General features: G+C 72.2%; 15 protein-coding genes and 2 pseudogenes. 6 read left to right on the top strand and 11 right to left on the bottom strand.

All coding sequences use genetic code 11. The features are described from left to right. Positions 1 to 83 precede the first annotated feature (83 nt). The 4 genes and pseudogenes from ACWDX9_RS49275 to pknB all read left to right on the top strand — a co-directional run. A pseudogene (locus ACWDX9_RS49275) lies at positions 84 to 593 on the top strand (FAD-dependent oxidoreductase); the annotation flags it as partial. Between the two features lie 5 nt (positions 594 to 598). After that, positions 599 to 790 (top strand): sulfur carrier protein ThiS, encoded by a 192-nt coding sequence (gene thiS / locus ACWDX9_RS49270; RefSeq protein ID WP_449968019.1) that lies wholly within the window; start codon positions 599 to 601, stop codon positions 788 to 790. After that, positions 783 to 1,538 (top strand): thiazole synthase, encoded by a 756-nt coding sequence (locus tag ACWDX9_RS49265; protein WP_449968016.1) that lies wholly within the window; start codon positions 783 to 785, stop codon positions 1,536 to 1,538. Before thiS ends, ACWDX9_RS49265 begins: the two co-directional genes overlap by 8 nt. A gap of 151 nt (positions 1,539 to 1,689) precedes the next feature. Next, a complete protein-coding gene (gene pknB / locus ACWDX9_RS49260) occupies positions 1,690 to 3,594 on the top strand; it encodes a Stk1 family PASTA domain-containing Ser/Thr kinase (protein ID WP_364251371.1) in 1,905 nt (634 codons plus the stop codon). Between the two features lie 139 nt (positions 3,595 to 3,733). Here the strand turns inward: pknB and alc are convergent, their stop codons facing one another. The 3 genes from alc to ACWDX9_RS49245 are packed head-to-tail and all read right to left on the bottom strand — an operon-like array spanning position 3,734 to position 7,146. Further along, a complete protein-coding gene (gene alc, locus ACWDX9_RS49255) occupies positions 3,734 to 4,684 on the bottom strand; it encodes an allantoicase (RefSeq protein WP_449968012.1) in 951 nt (316 codons plus the stop codon). Between the two features lie 2 nt (positions 4,685 to 4,686). Continuing rightward, positions 4,687 to 5,991, bottom strand: coding sequence for an allantoinase AllB (gene allB, locus ACWDX9_RS49250; RefSeq protein ID WP_449968010.1), 1,305 nt, complete (start codon positions 5,989 to 5,991; stop codon positions 4,687 to 4,689). Next, the gene (locus ACWDX9_RS49245; RefSeq protein WP_449968008.1) at positions 5,992 to 7,146 is read right to left on the bottom strand and encodes a glycerate kinase; all 1,155 of its coding nucleotides are present in this window, start codon (positions 7,144 to 7,146) and stop codon (positions 5,992 to 5,994) included. Positions 7,147 to 7,436: 290 nt separating this feature from the next. Here ACWDX9_RS49245 and ppk2 point away from each other — a divergent pair, with 290 nt between their 5' ends. Next, a complete protein-coding gene (gene ppk2 / locus ACWDX9_RS49240; RefSeq protein ID WP_449968005.1) occupies positions 7,437 to 8,321 on the top strand; it encodes a polyphosphate kinase 2 in 885 nt (294 codons plus the stop codon). A gap of 56 nt (positions 8,322 to 8,377) precedes the next feature. Here the strand turns inward: ppk2 and ACWDX9_RS49235 are convergent, their stop codons facing one another. Genes ACWDX9_RS49235 through uraD form a run of 7 tightly spaced genes read right to left on the bottom strand, consistent with a single transcriptional unit; the run spans position 8,378 to position 13,034 of the window. After that, positions 8,378 to 8,590, bottom strand: a complete 213-nt coding sequence (locus tag ACWDX9_RS49235) for an EF-hand domain-containing protein (RefSeq protein WP_449968003.1) — start codon at positions 8,588 to 8,590, stop codon at positions 8,378 to 8,380. Between the two features lie 48 nt (positions 8,591 to 8,638). Next, complete coding sequence (locus ACWDX9_RS49230) at positions 8,639 to 10,030, bottom strand: 8-oxoguanine deaminase (RefSeq protein ID WP_449968001.1); 1,392 nt, start codon at positions 10,028 to 10,030, stop codon at positions 8,639 to 8,641. Further along, complete coding sequence (locus ACWDX9_RS49225; RefSeq protein WP_449967998.1) at positions 10,027 to 10,500, bottom strand: (2Fe-2S)-binding protein; 474 nt, start codon at positions 10,498 to 10,500, stop codon at positions 10,027 to 10,029. The genes ACWDX9_RS49230 and ACWDX9_RS49225 overlap by 4 nt, the downstream gene beginning before the upstream one ends. Next, complete coding sequence (locus ACWDX9_RS49220; RefSeq protein WP_449967996.1) at positions 10,500 to 11,360, bottom strand: FAD binding domain-containing protein; 861 nt, start codon at positions 11,358 to 11,360, stop codon at positions 10,500 to 10,502. Before ACWDX9_RS49220 ends, ACWDX9_RS49225 begins: the two co-directional genes overlap by 1 nt. A gap of 16 nt (positions 11,361 to 11,376) precedes the next feature. Continuing rightward, a complete protein-coding gene (gene pucL / locus ACWDX9_RS49215; RefSeq protein ID WP_449967994.1) occupies positions 11,377 to 12,237 on the bottom strand; it encodes a factor-independent urate hydroxylase in 861 nt (286 codons plus the stop codon). After that, positions 12,238 to 12,537 carry a hydroxyisourate hydrolase gene (gene uraH, locus ACWDX9_RS49210; protein ID WP_185072939.1) on the bottom strand — a complete coding sequence of 100 codons (300 nt, stop codon included), beginning with the start codon at positions 12,535 to 12,537 and terminating at the stop codon, positions 12,238 to 12,240. Beyond that, on the bottom strand, positions 12,534 to 13,034 hold the full coding sequence (gene uraD, locus ACWDX9_RS49205) for a 2-oxo-4-hydroxy-4-carboxy-5-ureidoimidazoline decarboxylase (RefSeq protein WP_449967991.1): 501 nt from the start codon (positions 13,032 to 13,034) through the stop codon (positions 12,534 to 12,536). Before uraD ends, uraH begins: the two co-directional genes overlap by 4 nt. 167 nt (positions 13,035 to 13,201) lie before the next feature. Here uraD and ACWDX9_RS49200 point away from each other — a divergent pair, with 167 nt between their 5' ends. Beyond that, a complete protein-coding gene (locus tag ACWDX9_RS49200; RefSeq protein ID WP_350729033.1) occupies positions 13,202 to 14,041 on the top strand; it encodes a deoxyribonuclease IV in 840 nt (279 codons plus the stop codon). Between the two features lie 338 nt (positions 14,042 to 14,379). On the opposite strand, the pseudogene ACWDX9_RS49195 reads toward ACWDX9_RS49200, so the two are convergent. Next, positions 14,380 to 14,755: pseudogene (locus ACWDX9_RS49195) on the bottom strand (hypothetical protein); the annotation flags it as partial.

The following is a 14,755-nucleotide window of genomic DNA, read 5'->3' as shown; positions in this document are numbered from 1 at the left end:
TTTTGGATGGAAGGTGAATGCATTAAAGAGGTGGCCATTAGGAAAGTCCCGGGTCGCCGCCCCCCGGCGGCGACCGGCGAGCCGAGCTGCGGGCGGAGCGGGTGATCCTGGCGGCCGGGGCATGGAGCGCCGGGCTGGCCGAGGTGCCGGTCCGGCCGGTCAAGGGGCAGATCATGCGGTTGCGTTCGCCGCAGCCCCTGCTCACCCGGTGCGTCCGCGGCACCGTGCACGGCACGCCGGTCTACCTCGTCCCCCGGGGCGACGGCGAGCTGGTGGTCGGGGCCACGCAGGAGGAGATGGGCTTCGACACCAGGGTGACCGCGGGCGGGCTCTACGAGCTGCTGCGCGACGCCAGGGAGCTGGTGCCGGGCATCACGGAGCTGGAGGTCTCCGACGTGGTGGCCGGGCTGCGGCCGGGCACGCCGGACAACCTGCCGCTCATCGGCCCGAGCGGCACCCCGGGGCTGGCGCTGGCCACCGGCCATCACCGGGGCGGCGTGCTCCTGGCGCCGCTCACGGCGGACATCCTGCTGGGCGAGGAGGGCGAGCTCGCAGCCATGTGCTCGCCCGGGAGATTTCGGGATATTTCATGATTGTGATGATCAACGGGGCCTCGCACGAGGTGGCCGACGGCACGACCGTGGCGCAGGCCGTACGCACACTGACCACGGCCACCACCGGAGTGGCCGTGGCCGTCAACGACGAGGTGGTCACGCGGAGCTCGTGGGAGACGACGGCGCTCAGCGACCGTGACCGGGTGGAGGTTCTGACGGCGGTGCAAGGTGGATGATCTGATCATCGCCGGGGAGAGCTTCTCCTCCCGGCTCATCATGGGCACCGGCGGCGCTCCCTCGCTGGACGTGCTCGACCAGGCGCTGGCCGCGTCCGGCACCGAGCTGACCACGGTGGCGATCCGGCGGCTCGACCCGAGCGCCCGCGGTTCGGTCCTGGACGTGCTGCGCAAGCGGGACATCAAGGTGCTCCCCAACACCGCGGGCTGCTTCACGGCGGGCGAGGCCGTGCTGACGGCGCGGCTGGCCAGGGAGGCCCTCGGCACGAACTGGATCAAGGTCGAGGTCATCTCCGACGAGCGGACCCTGCTGCCCGACCCGATCGAGACGTTCGACGCGGCCGAGCGGCTGGTGGCCGACGGGTTCGTGGTACTGCCGTACATCGGGGACGATCCGGCGCTGGCGCGGCGGCTGGAGCAGGCGGGCTGCTCGGCCGTCATGCCGCTGGGCGGGCCGATCGGCTCGGGGCTCGGCATTCGCAACCCGCACAGCATCGAGCTGATCGTGGAGGCCGTGTCCGTGCCGGTGGTGCTCGACGCGGGCATCGGCACGGCCAGCGACGCCGCGCTGGCGATGGAGCTGGGCTGCGCCGCCGTGATGCTGGCCACGGCGGTCACCAGGGCGCAGCGGCCCGATCTCATGGCGGTCGCCATGAAGCAGGCCGTGGAGGCCGGACGGCTGGCGCGGCTGGCGGGCCGCATCCCGCGCAGGCGCTACGCCGAGGCCTCCTCACCGATGACTCCCTGACCGGAGCGCCGATGACCCCCTCCCCCGGGTGCCGGTGGCTCGCCGACCCGAGTGACGCGTGGGGAGCTGGGACGTTCCAACGGGAACGTCTCAGCATCGGTTTCGGGCGGCGAGGCCCTCCCAGTGGCAAAACGCCCGTAAACTCAGCGGGGTGGATACGACGACTGCGGACCCCCTGGTCGGGCGGCTCCTCGATGGGCGCTACCGCATCGAGAGCCGGATCGCCCGGGGCGGTATGGCGACCGTCTACCTCGCGCTGGACGTCCGCCTGGACCGGACGGTGGCGCTGAAGGTCATGCACGGCTCGCTGGCCGAGGACCCCGCGTTCGTGCGCAGGTTCATCGGCGAGGCCAAGTCGGTTGCCCGCCTCTCACACCCCAACGTGGTGCACGTCTTCGACCAGGGCACGGACAACGACGTCGTCTACCTGTCGATGGAGTACGTGCCCGGCAAGACGCTGCGCGACATCCTGCGCGAGCGCGGCAGGCTGCCCGCCCGCGAGGCGCTCGAGATCATGATCCCGGTGCTCGCCGCCCTCGGCGCGGCCCACCAGGCCGGGATGGTCCACCGCGACGTGAAGCCGGAAAACGTCCTGATGACCGACGACGGCCGGGTCAAGGTCGTCGACTTCGGCCTGGCCCGGGCCATCGAGGCCACCAACCAGACCCGCACCGGCGTGATGATCGGCACCATCGGCTACATGGCGCCCGAGCAGGTCACCACCGGCGCCGCCGACGTGCGCAGCGACGTCTACGCCGCGGGCATCATGCTGTTCGAGCTGGTCACCGGCCAGCAGCCGTACGACGGCGCGACGCCCATGTCGGTGGCCTACCGGCACGTCCACGACACCGTGCCCGCGCCGTCCTCGGTGTTCGCCGACGTGCCGCCGCTGATCGACACGCTGGTGACCCAGGCCACGGCCCGCGAGCCGGACCAGCGCCCCGCCGACGCGACCGCGATGCTCGTGGCCGCCGTCGACGCGCACCGGATGCTGCCGCGCCTGACCAACCCGCCGGCCTCCCACGCCCGGACGCAGGTCTTCAACGCCTCCGGCGCCGCCTCGATGCCCCAGCCCGCCCCCGCCCACACCTTGATCCAGCCGCGGGCGGAGGTGCCGCCGCAGCGGCAGCGGGCGGGGTTCAAGCCCAACTGGTTCCTGGTGCTGCTCGCCGGGGTGATGGTGGTCGCGGTCGGGCTGACCGGCTGGTACTTCGCGCAGCCCGAGATGGTCACCGTCCCCGACCTGGTCGGCAAGAACCTGGCGCTGGCCAAGAGCAGCGCCGCCGCGGCCGGTTTCAAGGTCCAGGAGGCCGACGGCGTCAACAACGAGAAGATGGCCGCGGGCCTGGTCCTCAGCACCGACCCGGCGGCCGCCACCGAGGTGGAGAAGGGCACCACGATCACGCTGGTCCCCTCGCTCGGGCCCAAGCGCGTCGCCGTGCCCAACACGGAGGGCATGACCGGCGACCAGGCCCGGGCCAAGATCGCCGATGCCGGGCTGACCGTGGGCGTCGTCAAGCGGCTGGCCAACCAGGAGGTCGAGCGCGACAAGGTCATCCGCACCTCGCCGCAGGTCGGCGAGAAGGTGCGGGAGGGCGCCAAGGTCGACATCTACGTCAGCGCCGGCATGGTGATGCCCGACGTCAACAGCATGCCCAAGGACGAGGCCGCCCAATATCTCGGCGGTCTGGGCTTCCAGGTGCAGGTCAACGAGGTCGACGACGACGCCGAGCCGTGCACGGTCATCGCGCAGACGCCCAAGGCGAAGTCCGAGGTGGACAAGGGCGCGCAGGTCATGGTCACGGTGGCCCGGTGCCAGACGGACTTCTGGGACTGGTTCAACGGCGACAGGGACGACGAGGCCCGCGACGACCAGCAGTTCGCCCTGGTGCCGGCGGTGATCGGCAAGGAGGTCCGGGACGCCAAGGCGGAGTTAGAGGCGCTGGGGTTCAAGGTGCGGGTGCAGCGGCTGGGCAACCGCGGGGTGGTCCAGTTCCAGCGGCCGTTGCCCAACAGCGAGCGGCCGCAGGGGGCCACGGTCGTCCTCTGGCAGTGAGGTCACTTAGGCGACACGCGGGCGATCGCCGGACACCGGAACGCCCGCGCCGCCGGCAGAGAGCCGTCGCAGGGGTGAGGCGGCGCTGAGGCTTGGGCGGCCGCCACGGCCTGGGGTTGGCGAGGCGGACGCGGGGTGGTCAGGGCGTGGCGAGGTGGCCGTGGAGGCGGACGCGGGCCAGGCCGCCGTCCGGGTAGATGTCCACCCGCACGTGCGTGACCGGGTCAGGGTGGGCCAGGCGGAAGCGGTGCGGGGTGTCGGGCTGCAGGCGCGTCCTCGGGAGGAGCTCCACCTCCCGGTCACCGTCCAGGCCCGTCAGCGAGACCGCGCCCGGCGCGTTGAACAGCAGGTTCGTGGTGTCGATCTCGGCCAGACCGATCACGCCGCGCCCGGCCAGCCGGATGACCAGCCAGTCGTTCCCGTCGCCGCGGCGGCGGGCGGTCTCCCAGCCCTCCGCCTGGTGGCGGGCCAGGCCGGGGGCGATGGCGTTGTTGGGGGCCGAGTAGAACTCGTCGGAGCAGGCGGTGACCAGGGCGCCGTTCGCGAGCGCGGCCAGGTCGAGGCCGAGCCCGTCGTACACGGACAGGTCGGGCCGGGCCTCCCCGTGCACCCGGAGGCGGGCGACGCCGCCGTCGGGGAAGATGCTCAGCCGCACGTGGGTGAACCGGCGCTCGTCGGTGACGGCGAAGTGGTGCTCGCTGTCGCCGGTGAGCTCGGCCCGGGGCACGATCTCCGTCCACGGAGCGGCCTCGAGCTCGGCCGGGGAGGGGTGGCCCTCGACCGAGGCCGCCTCGACGCGGGCGTGGGGCGGGTAGTTGCCCTTGAACCAGGCCGTGTCGATCACCACGCCGCGGATCACGCCGGGGATGCCGAGCCGTACCAGGGCCCAGTCGTGGCCGGGCGAGCGGCGGCGGCGGGTCTCCCACCCGTCGTAGACCTGCCCCTTGCTCCCGAACGTCTCCGCCTGGAAGCCGGGCCGCCCCGGCCGGATCAGGCTCTCCTTCTCGGCGAACGACTCGTCGCTGGCCGCCACGACCGAGCCGCCGAGCGTGCGCAGGGCGAGGTCCGGCAGGGTGCTGAAGCCTGGCAAATCTACTGCTCTCCCAACAGGAATCGTCCGTGCGGCACGTCGTCCACGGGCCGCCCGCGCAGCCAGGTGGTCAGTACGGCGCCCTTGAGCACCCGGCCGTGGTACGGGGTGACCGGGTTCTTGTGGTGCAGGCGCGCCGCGTCCACGGGATTGTCGGCGGCCGGATCGAAGGCCACCAAATCGGCATCATTACCGGGCTTTATCCCGCCTTTTCCGGAAATATCGGCCATCGCCGCCGGATTGGCCGACATCCAGCGCACCACGTCCCCCAGCCCGTACCCCCTCCGCGACGCCTCCGTCCAGACCGCGGGCAGCCCGAGCTGGAGCGAGGCGATGCCGCCCCAGGCGGCGGCGAAGTCGGGCACCTTGAGGTCGGCCGGCGAGGGCGAGTGGTCGGACACGACGCAGCTCAGCACGCCCCTGGCCAGGCCGTCCCACAGCAGGTCGCGGTTGGCCTCGGAGCGGATGGGCGGGCAGCACTTGTACGCGGTCGCCCCCTCGGGCACCTGCTCGGCCGCCAGCGTCAGGTAGTGGGGACACGTCTCCGCGGTGACCGCCACGCCCTCGGCCCGGGCCGACTCCAGCACCTCCAGGCAGGAGGCGCTGGAGACGTGCAGGATGTGCACCCGGGCGCCGGTCCGCGCCGCCAGCCCCACCACCCGCGCGACGGCGCTGCGCTCCGACTCCCCCGGCCGCGACTCCAGGAACTCCCGGTACGTCGGCCCGGCCGGCTCCCCGAGCAGCGCCGGGTCCTCGGCGTGCACCACCATCACCCCGCCGACCGCGGCCACCTCGGTCAGCGCCTCCCGCAGCTCGGAGTCGCCGAGCGGCGGGAACTCCTCCACCCCCGACGGCGACATGAAGCACTTGAACCCGAAGACCCCGCGTTCGCGCAGGGGCGCGAGGTCCTTGACGTTGCCCGGCACGGCCCCGCCCCAGAAGCCCACGTCCACGTGGCACTGCCCCTCCGCGGCCCGCAGCTTGGCCTCGAAGGCGGCCACGTTCACGGTGGGCGGGAGGGAGTTGAGCGGCATGTCGAGGATCGTGGTGACGCCTCCGGCGGCGGCCGCCCTGGTCGCCGAGCCGAACCCCTCCCAGTGCGTCCGCCCCGGTTCGTTGACGTGCACGTGGGTGTCGACCAGGCCGGGGAGCAGGGCCAGGTCGCGCAGGTCGATGTCCTCGGCGGCGTCGAGCGGGGCGGTGTAGTCGTACAGGCCCGCGATCTTCTCGCCCCGCACGGCCACCGCAGCCGCCCGCTCCCCCTCGGGGGTGACGGTGCGGCGGGATCGGATCACCAGATCGATCATCTAGTCCCCTTGGAGATGGACGGCGGCCAGCCGCGCGGCCAGGCGCTCGAGCAGGGGCCCGGCCTCGGCCATGCAGCGCTCGGGGTCGGGTTCGAGGTCGGTGAGGGCGTAGGCGGCCTCGATGCCGGCGGCCCGCAGCTCGTCGTCGGTGAGCGTACGGCGCCCGCAGACGGCCACCACGGGGACGCCCGCCTCGGCCGCGGCCCGCGCCACCCCGACCGGGGCCTTGCCGCGCAGGGACTGCTCGTCCAGCGATCCCTCGCCGGTGATCACCAGCCGCGCGTCCTTGACCAGCTCGCCGAACCCGAGCAGGTCGAGCAGGTAGCCGATGCCGGGCCGGATCTCGGCGTGCAGGAACGCCAGCGCGGCGAACCCCACCCCGCCGGCCGCCCCCGCCCCCGGCGCGCCCGCCACGCCCATCGCGCGCGGCGTGTCGTCGTGCTCGACCGCGCCCATCAGCCCGTGGGTGGCGGTCGCGACGGCGGCCAGCCGGGTCAGCCCGGCCTCCAGCGTCTTGACGTCGTCCGGGGTGGCGCCCTTCTGGGGCCCGTAGACGGCGGCGGCGCCGTGCGGGCCGAGGAGCGGGTTGTCCACGTCGCTGGCCACCACGAACTCCACGCCGGAGACGTCCACGAACCCCGACAGGTCGATCCGGGCGAGCTCCTTCAGCGCGGCCCCGCCCCGGGGGAGGTCGCCGCCGTCGGCGTCCAGCAGGCGCGCGCCGAGCGCCTGCGCCATGCCCGCTCCCCCGTCGGTGCAGGCGCTCCCGCCCAGCCCCAGGACCACGCGCTTGGCGCCCCGGCGCACGGCGTCCGCGATCAGCTCGCCCGTGCCGTGGCTGGTGGCGGTCAGCGGCTCGTGCCCGCCGGGGAGGCGGCGCAGCCCCGACGCCTCCGCCAGCTCCACCACCGCCGTCGCGTCGGCGTCCTGCCAGGCGTACGAGGCGGAGATCCGCTCGCCGGTGGGCCCGGTGACCTCGATCGTGACCCGGCTGAACCCGCCGGCCACGGCCGCGTCCACGGTGCCGTCGCCCCCGTCGGCCACCGGCAGCTCCACCGTGGGCACGCCGAGCCCGGCCGAGACCCGGGCGGCCACCTCGGCCGCCGTCAGCGATCCCTTGAACTTGTCGGGGGCGACCAGAACCTGCTGAACCACTACGAACCCCTACAGGATGGTGAACAATGTCCTGACACGCCTTCCTGCCCGGTGCGAGCGGGCAGGAAGGCGTGACCCATCATCTTGACACTGGTGTGTTCCAAGGAACCACACCGGTACGCCGGCGGCCAGGACGACCGCACGGTGCTGGTGATGCCGTACGGCATTAACCTGATCGTCCCGAATCGTTCCCCTGATGGCTTGGCGGGTACGGGAAGCTGATGCGAGGCGAAAACGACGAGGCGGTGGGCGTGAAGCAGGTTGCCCTTCCGGACACGGAGCAGGTTCGCTTGCTGGATTCGACGCCGGGCCTGATCGTGGACGACAGTGACGATGACGATCCGGTACTGCTGCGGCCTGACGGCAGCCCGTTCGACACCTGGCGCGAGCACTATCCGTATCCCGAGCGAATGCAGCGGCAGGAGTACGACCGCGTCAAGCGGCTGCTGCAGATCGAGTTGCTCAAGCTGCAGTACTGGGTCAAGGCGAACGGGGAGCGGCTGGTCATCCTGTTCGAGGGCCGGGACGCGGCGGGCAAGGGCGGCACCATCAAGCGGTTCATGGAGCACCTCAACCCCCGCGGCGCCACGGTGGTCGCGTTGGAGAAGCCGTCGGAGCGCGAACGCACCCAGTGGTACTTCCAGCGCTACATCGCCCACCTGCCCGCCGCCGGGGAGATCGTCCTGTTCGACCGCTCCTGGTACAACCGTGCCGGGGTCGAGCGCGTGATGGGCTTCTGCACCGAGGCCCAGTGCCGCGAGTTCATGCAGCAGGCGCCGCAGTTCGAGGGGGCCCTGGTACGCGACGGCATCCGTCTGATCAAGCTCTGGTTCTCGGTGACCCGCTCCGAGCAGCGCACCCGCTTCATCATCCGCCAGGTCGACCCCGTGAGGCAGTGGAAGTTGTCGCCGATGGACCTGGCCTCGCTCGACAGGTGGGACGACTACACCGTCGCCAAGGAGGAGATGTTCCTCCACACCGACATCGCCGAGGCTCCCTGGACGGTCATCAAGAGCAACGACAAGAAGCGCGGCCGGGTGGAGGCCATGCGTCACGTGCTGAGCCTGTTCCACTACGACAACAAGGACTACGAGGTGGTCGGCACCCCGGACCCGCTCATCGTCGGGTCGGCGGCCGACATCTTCGAGGAGGACCACACCGGCCTGCCCGCCTGACCGACGGGCGTCGCGGCCGGTTCTTCGACGCGGATGCGCCAGGTGACCCGGAAAGGTCAGGAGACCGTGCGGATGAACTCCTCCAGCGAGTAGCGGCCGTCCTGGTCTGAGTCGGCGGCCTGGCTCATCGCCCCCAGCGCCTCCGCCGGGAGATCCGGGAAGTGCCGCGTCAGCTCGGCCTCGCTGATGTAGCCGTCGCCGTCTGTGTCGATCGACGCGAAAGTGCTCTTGAGCTGCGCCAGCCGCTCGTCGGGGAGTTCCTCGGGCACGGGATCGCCTTCCTGCTCGTTCGGGACATTCCCACCCTAGTCTCCCGGTCAGTGGAGCTCCTTGGCGGCGGTCAGGCCACGTTCGTCCGCCAGCCGCATCAGCCGGCGGTGGGCCTCGGCGCCTGCGCGCCCGGCGGCGTCCTGGGAGACGGTCCGCAGCTCGCCGTCCTCGACCACGACCCGGCCGCCGACCAGCACGCGCGCGAGCGGCGGCGGGGGGCCGAAGACGAGCGCGCAGACCGGGTCGGCCACCGCCGAGGTGAAGGGGCCGTCGACGCGCCACAGGGCGAGGTCGGCCAGCTTGCCGGGTTCGAGGGTGCCGAGTTCGTGCTCGCGACCGAGGTTGCGGGCCCCGCCGAGCGTGGCGATCTCGAGGGCCTGGCGGGCCGTGAGCGCCTGGGGGCCGTACCTGGCGCGCTGGAACAGCAGGGCCTGCCGCAGCTCTCCCACGAGCGGCGTCAGCTCGGAGGAGGCGCTGCCGTCCACGCCGAGGCCCACGTTCGCGCCGCGGCGCAGCATCTCGGAGACGCGGGCGATGCCGGCGCCGAGCCGGCCGTTCGACGAGGGGCAGTGCGCCGAGCCCGTGCCGGTGGCGGCGAGCTTGCCGATGTCGTCGTCACTCAGGTGTACGGAGTGCGCGAACCACACGTCGGGCCCCAGCCAGCCCAGCTTCTCCATGTAGTCCACGGGGCGGACCCCGAACTGGGCCAGGCAGTGCTCGTCCTCGTCCGAGGTCTCGGCGACGTGCGTGTGCAGGCGTACGCCCTTGGCCCTGGCCAGGGCTGCGGACTCGGTCATCAGCTCGGCGCTGGAGGAGAACGGCGAGCACGGCGCGACCGCGATCCGCAGCATCGAGGAGAACGACGGGTCGTGGTAGGCGTCCACGGCCTCCGACGTGGCGGCCAGGATCTCGTCCAGCTCCTCGACCACGACGTCCGGCGGCAGCCCGCCCTGCGACTCGCCCCGGTCCATCGAGCCGCGGGCGGGGTGGAAGCGGATGCCCACCTCGCGGGCGGCCTCGATCTCGGCCGCGAACAGGTCGCCCCTGCCCTTGGGGAAGATGTAGTGGTGGTCGCTGGAGGTGGTGCAGCCCGACAGCGCCAGCCAGCCGAGGCCCGCCGTGGCCGCCCCGTTGACCACTTCGGCGTCCATGGCGGCCCACACCCGGTAGAGCGCGACCAGCCACTCGAACAGCGTCGCGTCCTGGGCCAGGCCCTGCGAGGCCCACTGGTAGAGGTGGTGGTGGGTGTTGACGAGGCCGGGGGTGGCCAGGCAGCCGGTGCCGTCGATCCTGGCAGCGCCGGGCCCCGTGCCCGGAGCAGCGGGCGCGGGCCCGGGGCCGAGCTCCGCGATCCGGTCCCCCTCGATCCTGATATATCCGGATTGGATCTCCGGGCCGGCGACCGGCGCGATGTGGACGTTCTCGATGAGCAGGCTCACTCGGCGGCCGCCTTCCGCGACGCGGCCAGCCGTACCGCTTCGATGATCTTCTCGTAGCCCGTGCACCGGCACAGGTTCCCGGCCAGCGCCTCCCTGATCTCCGCGTCGGAGGGCCGCTCCACCCGCGCGATCAGGTCGTGCGCCTGCACCAGCAGCCCCGGCGTGCAGAACCCGCACTGCACGGCCCCGCACTCCACGAACGCCTGCTGGACCGGGTCGAGCCGGTCCTCCTCGGCCAGCCCTTCGACGGTGCGCACCTGGCGCCCCTCGGCCTGCCCGGCGGCGACCAGGCAGGAGCAGACCGGCACGCCGTCGAGATAGACCGTGCAGGATCCGCATTCGCCCTGCTCGCAGGCGTTCTTGGAGCCGGGGAGCCCGACGCGCTCGCGCAGCACGTACAGGAGGCTCTCGCCTTCCCAGACGTCGTCGGCGATCTCTTCCCGGCCGTTGACGGTGAAGGTGACGCGCATCAGGCGGCCCTCTTTCCCAGATGGTCGTTCCAGGCCCAGGCCAGCGTGCGGCGGGCCATCACGCCGATGGCGTGCACCCGGTAGGCGGCCTTGCCCCGTACGTCGTCGATCGGCGCCGCGGCCGCCGCGCACAGCTCGCCGAATCGCCTGGTCAGCGCCGGATCGAGCGGCGCCGTCCAGTCTAGTTCGCGGGCCAGCAGCTCTTCCGCCTCCAGCGCCCGGCGCGGCGTGGGCGCCGCGGAGCCGATCCCCGTGCCGACCCGCCGCTCGTCCGGGTGCAGCGCGATCGCGAACGAGCACACCGCGATCACCATGGCGTTGCGCGTGCCGACCTTGGAGAAGTATTGAGGGCCGGTCGCGGGCCTGACGTGCACGGCCCTGATCAGCTCGTCCGGCTCCAGCGCGCTGCGCTTGACCCCCAGGTAGAAGTCGTCGGCCGGGATCATCCTGACGCCGCGCTCGCGCGACTCCGCCTCGACCACCGCGCCGGCCGCCAGCAGCGGCGGGTGGCTGTCACCGGCGGGCGAGGCCGCGCCGAGGTTGCCGCCGACGGAGCCGCGGTTGCGGATCTGCGGCGAGCCGACTGTGCGCGCTGCCTGGGCGAGCCCCGGCAGCGGCCCGGCCAGCTCGTCGATGATCCGCGCGTACGGCACCGCGGCCCCGAGCCGGCACATGCCGCCCACCATGGCCCACTCCCGCAGCCCGGCCACCTGGTTGAGGTCGAGCAGCGCGGTGGGCCTGCGCACGTCCATGTTGATCTCCACCATCACATCGGTGCCGCCCTGGATGGGCACCGCGTCGGGCCGGTCCGCCTTGGCGGCCAGCGCCTCCTCCCACGTCGTGGGTCGCAAGAAGTCCATGTCAGCTGCTCGTCTCCTACTCCCAGGCGAATCCGGCGCCGGGTGCGTCCTCCCGCAACACGCTGCCCTCGATCAGGCCGTAAGGGCGGTCGGCGGCGTGGAAGACCTCGTTCTCGTTGGCCAGGCCGAACGGCGACAGGTCCACGGCGAAGTGGTGCCTGTTCGGCATCGCGAGCCGGATCTCGCAGATCTCGGGACAGGTGTTCAGGGCGCGCTCGCCCATGGCGTAAAGGGTCTGCTGGAGCGACAGGCTGTGGGTGTCGGCGAACGCGTCCAGCAGGCACTGCCGCACCTGCTCGTACGACTTGCCGTACGCGGACGTGTCCCCAGCGTGCCGCCAGCGCGCGGCGACGGCGGTGGCCAGGACGCGGTCGGTGGTGGGCGGCAGCGTGGTGTACTCGTCCACGATGTAGCCGTGGAACTCCGAGCCGGTCGTGTTCATCAGCACCAGGTCCTTGAGCCCGGACACCACGGTGGAGCGGCCGTCCCGGTCGTAGTGGACGACGCACGTGCGCACCTCGCCGCCGTCGCGGACGAACGAGTGCGGCCCGCGGCGGGTCCACGCGTACTCGTCGATCTCGACCCTGGCGTGGTGGACGGTCGGCTGCGCCCGCACGAAATGCCTGGCCAGCAGGAGGGCGAACTCCTCGATCTGGCCGACGCCGTGCTTCTTGGCCAGCGCGTACGCGGTGTTCTTCTGCGTGTCGGTGGGCAGGACGGCGGCGTTGTCGCCGGTCAGGTGGACGGCCTCCATGTCGCCGGAGAGCGAGGTGCTGACGTTGAGGTCCTTGACATGGTGGACGGGGCCGTCCCTGACCACGCGGACGAGCCTGGTCTCCGCCTTGCCGTAGCGGTTGGGTCCGAGCCTGATGGACATCTAGCTCCCTCGGTAGGTGGAGTAGGCGTACGGGCTGAGCAGCAGGGGCACGTGGTAGTGCCGTTCGGGGTCGGCGACGGTGAAGGTGACGACGACCTCGGGGTAGAACGTCTCCTCCAGGTAGGCCCCGGTGTCGAAGACGACCCGGTGGACGCCGGCTCCCGGGTTCCAGCCCTTGATGCGCCCGTCGTCGTCGGTGCGCCCCTCGGCCACCACCCGGCCCTCGTGCTCCAGGCGGACGTGGACGCCCCGCGCGGGCAGCCCGGTGACCGCGTTCAGCACGTGCGTCGAGAAGCTCATGTCCCCTCCTTCATGAGCTTGCGCAGCCGCAGCGCGGTGATCGCGGCCAGCTCGCCCCGCACGGCCGCCCGCTCGCTCTCCTCGTCGTTGCCCAGCCGCTCGCGTAGCCTGGCCAGCATCTGGGCCCCGGTGAGCCCGGTGGCGCAGACCAGGTAGACGTGCCCGAACCGGTCCTCGTACGCCTTGTTGCCCGCGGCCAGCGCCTGGCGCGCCGCCTCCTCCACGCCGGACTGCTCCTGGCGCGACCACGACGCCTCCCTGGCCTCGCCCGCCGCCCGCTCCCCGATCCTCGGGTGCGCCTGGAGCGCCTCCATCACCTCGTCCCACCCCAGGTCCCGGACGGCCGCCTCGGCGGTCGCGACGAGCTCGTCGACGTCGTCGTACGGCCGCAGCGCCGCCACCTTCGCGGCGAAGGCGTGCGAGGCGCAGCAGGCCAGCAGCTCCTCCTCGGCGCCGGCCGGGGAGCCGGCGTTGAAGTCGCTCAGCGTGTCGGGCATGTCAGAAGTACACACACCCGCTTCGTGCCCGGTCCATCCGCGAGAACTCCGAACCGGCCGCCCTCGCGGCCAGGACTTTTCGTGTCATCATCCAACCGGCGGGCCGACGCGCCCGGTCGGCGCCGGCCCCCGGGATGTCGGGGCGTGCGCCTACACTGAGACCCATCATGACCCCAACATCCCTGATCGGCGGGCACGTGCTCGTCGCGGGCGGCCTCGCGACGGGCGGCCTGGCATACATGGCCGAGATCGGCGCCGAGATGATCCAGGTCTTCGTGACCAACCCGCGCGCCTGGGCGCTCGCCGAAGGCAAGCCCGCCGAGGACGCCAAGCTGGCCGAGTCGGGCGTCGAGGCGTTCGTCCACGTTCCCTATCTCGCCAACTTCGGCTCGCCCAGCCCGGAGACCCTGGCCAACTCCATCGCGCTGGTGCGCCACACGCTGCGGCGCGGCGCCGAGATCGGCGCCAAGGGTGTCGTGGTGCACACGGGCTCGGCGGTCACCCAGTCGCGCGACGACGCGCTGCGCCAGGTGCGCGAAAACCTGCTGCCGCTGCTGGAGGAGATCCCCGACGGCGGCCCCGACCTGCTGCTGGAGCCGATGGCGGGGCAGGGCGCCATGCTCTGCGCCACCGTCCAGGACATCGAGCCCTACCTGGCCGCGCTCGACTGGCATCCGCGCGTCGGCATCTGCCTCGACACCTGCCACGCCTTCGCCGCCGGCCACGACCTCGCGGCGCCGGGCGGGGTGAAGGAGACGTTCGACGCCCTGCACGAGATCGCCCCCGGGCGGCTCAAGCTGATCCACGCCAACGACTCCAAGGACGTGTGCGGCGCCAAGAAGGACCGGCACGAGAACATCGGGGCCGGCCACATCGGCGCGCAGCCGTTCGCCGACCTCATGCGCCACCCGGCCGTGGCGGGGGTGCCGATCTGCATCGAGACGCCGGGCAAGGCGCCCAAGCACGCCGAGGACATCGCCCTGCTGAAGAAGCTCCGCGACTCCTGACCCGGCCGGCTCGTCGTGAAAGGGGCGCCTGCTCGCGCGATCCGGCCGCCCCCGAAGGGCCGAATCGCGGGGCCGGCTGAGGGCCTCAGCAGGCGCCCCTTCACCTGACCGGCGTGGCGGGCCCCACCCCCGGATGGGGGCCCGGCAGCCGTGGTGACCTGGGCGGTCACCGGTGAAGCCGGCGCATCAGGCCTGTTGTGAGCCCCCCGGCTCGTCCCCCCCGATGCGCCGGAGTGGCTTTCGTTGCCGAAACACTACGGTCGCGATCTTGCGGGCGATACCCTGTTTTCGGACAGCTCGTTGAACGGTCCGTAGTCATCGCTATACGGAGAGTGCTGTTACGATGAGCGGTCGCCGTGCTGCGACGAGCGGTAGTCCCGTGGGCCCGCGAGATGCTCGGGCAGGTGCATCCTGGCCATCATCCGCCCCACCCCGCGCGGCATCCGACCCGGTGTGACCAGGGAAATCATTACCATCGCGGCGAACGCGACCGGCACCGCCACCGGCGCGGGGTTGGACGTGAGCACGCCCATCTTCACGCCCGCCTGCTCCTCGACCACCAGCACCGCCGTCACGCCCCCGCCGAGCGCGAACCCGGCCGCCACCCCCGCGTCCGTCATCGCCTTCCAGGATGAGATCTCGCCGCTCACCCACGAGAACGCCCCCGCGCCCGCCTCGGAGAAGCCGACACAGGAGGTTGCGAACGAGAACGAT

Source organism: Nonomuraea sp. NPDC003201, from assembly GCF_053590415.1.
The sequence above is the reverse complement of the archived record's forward strand: the minus strand, read 5'-3'. Positions and strand labels throughout refer to the sequence as shown.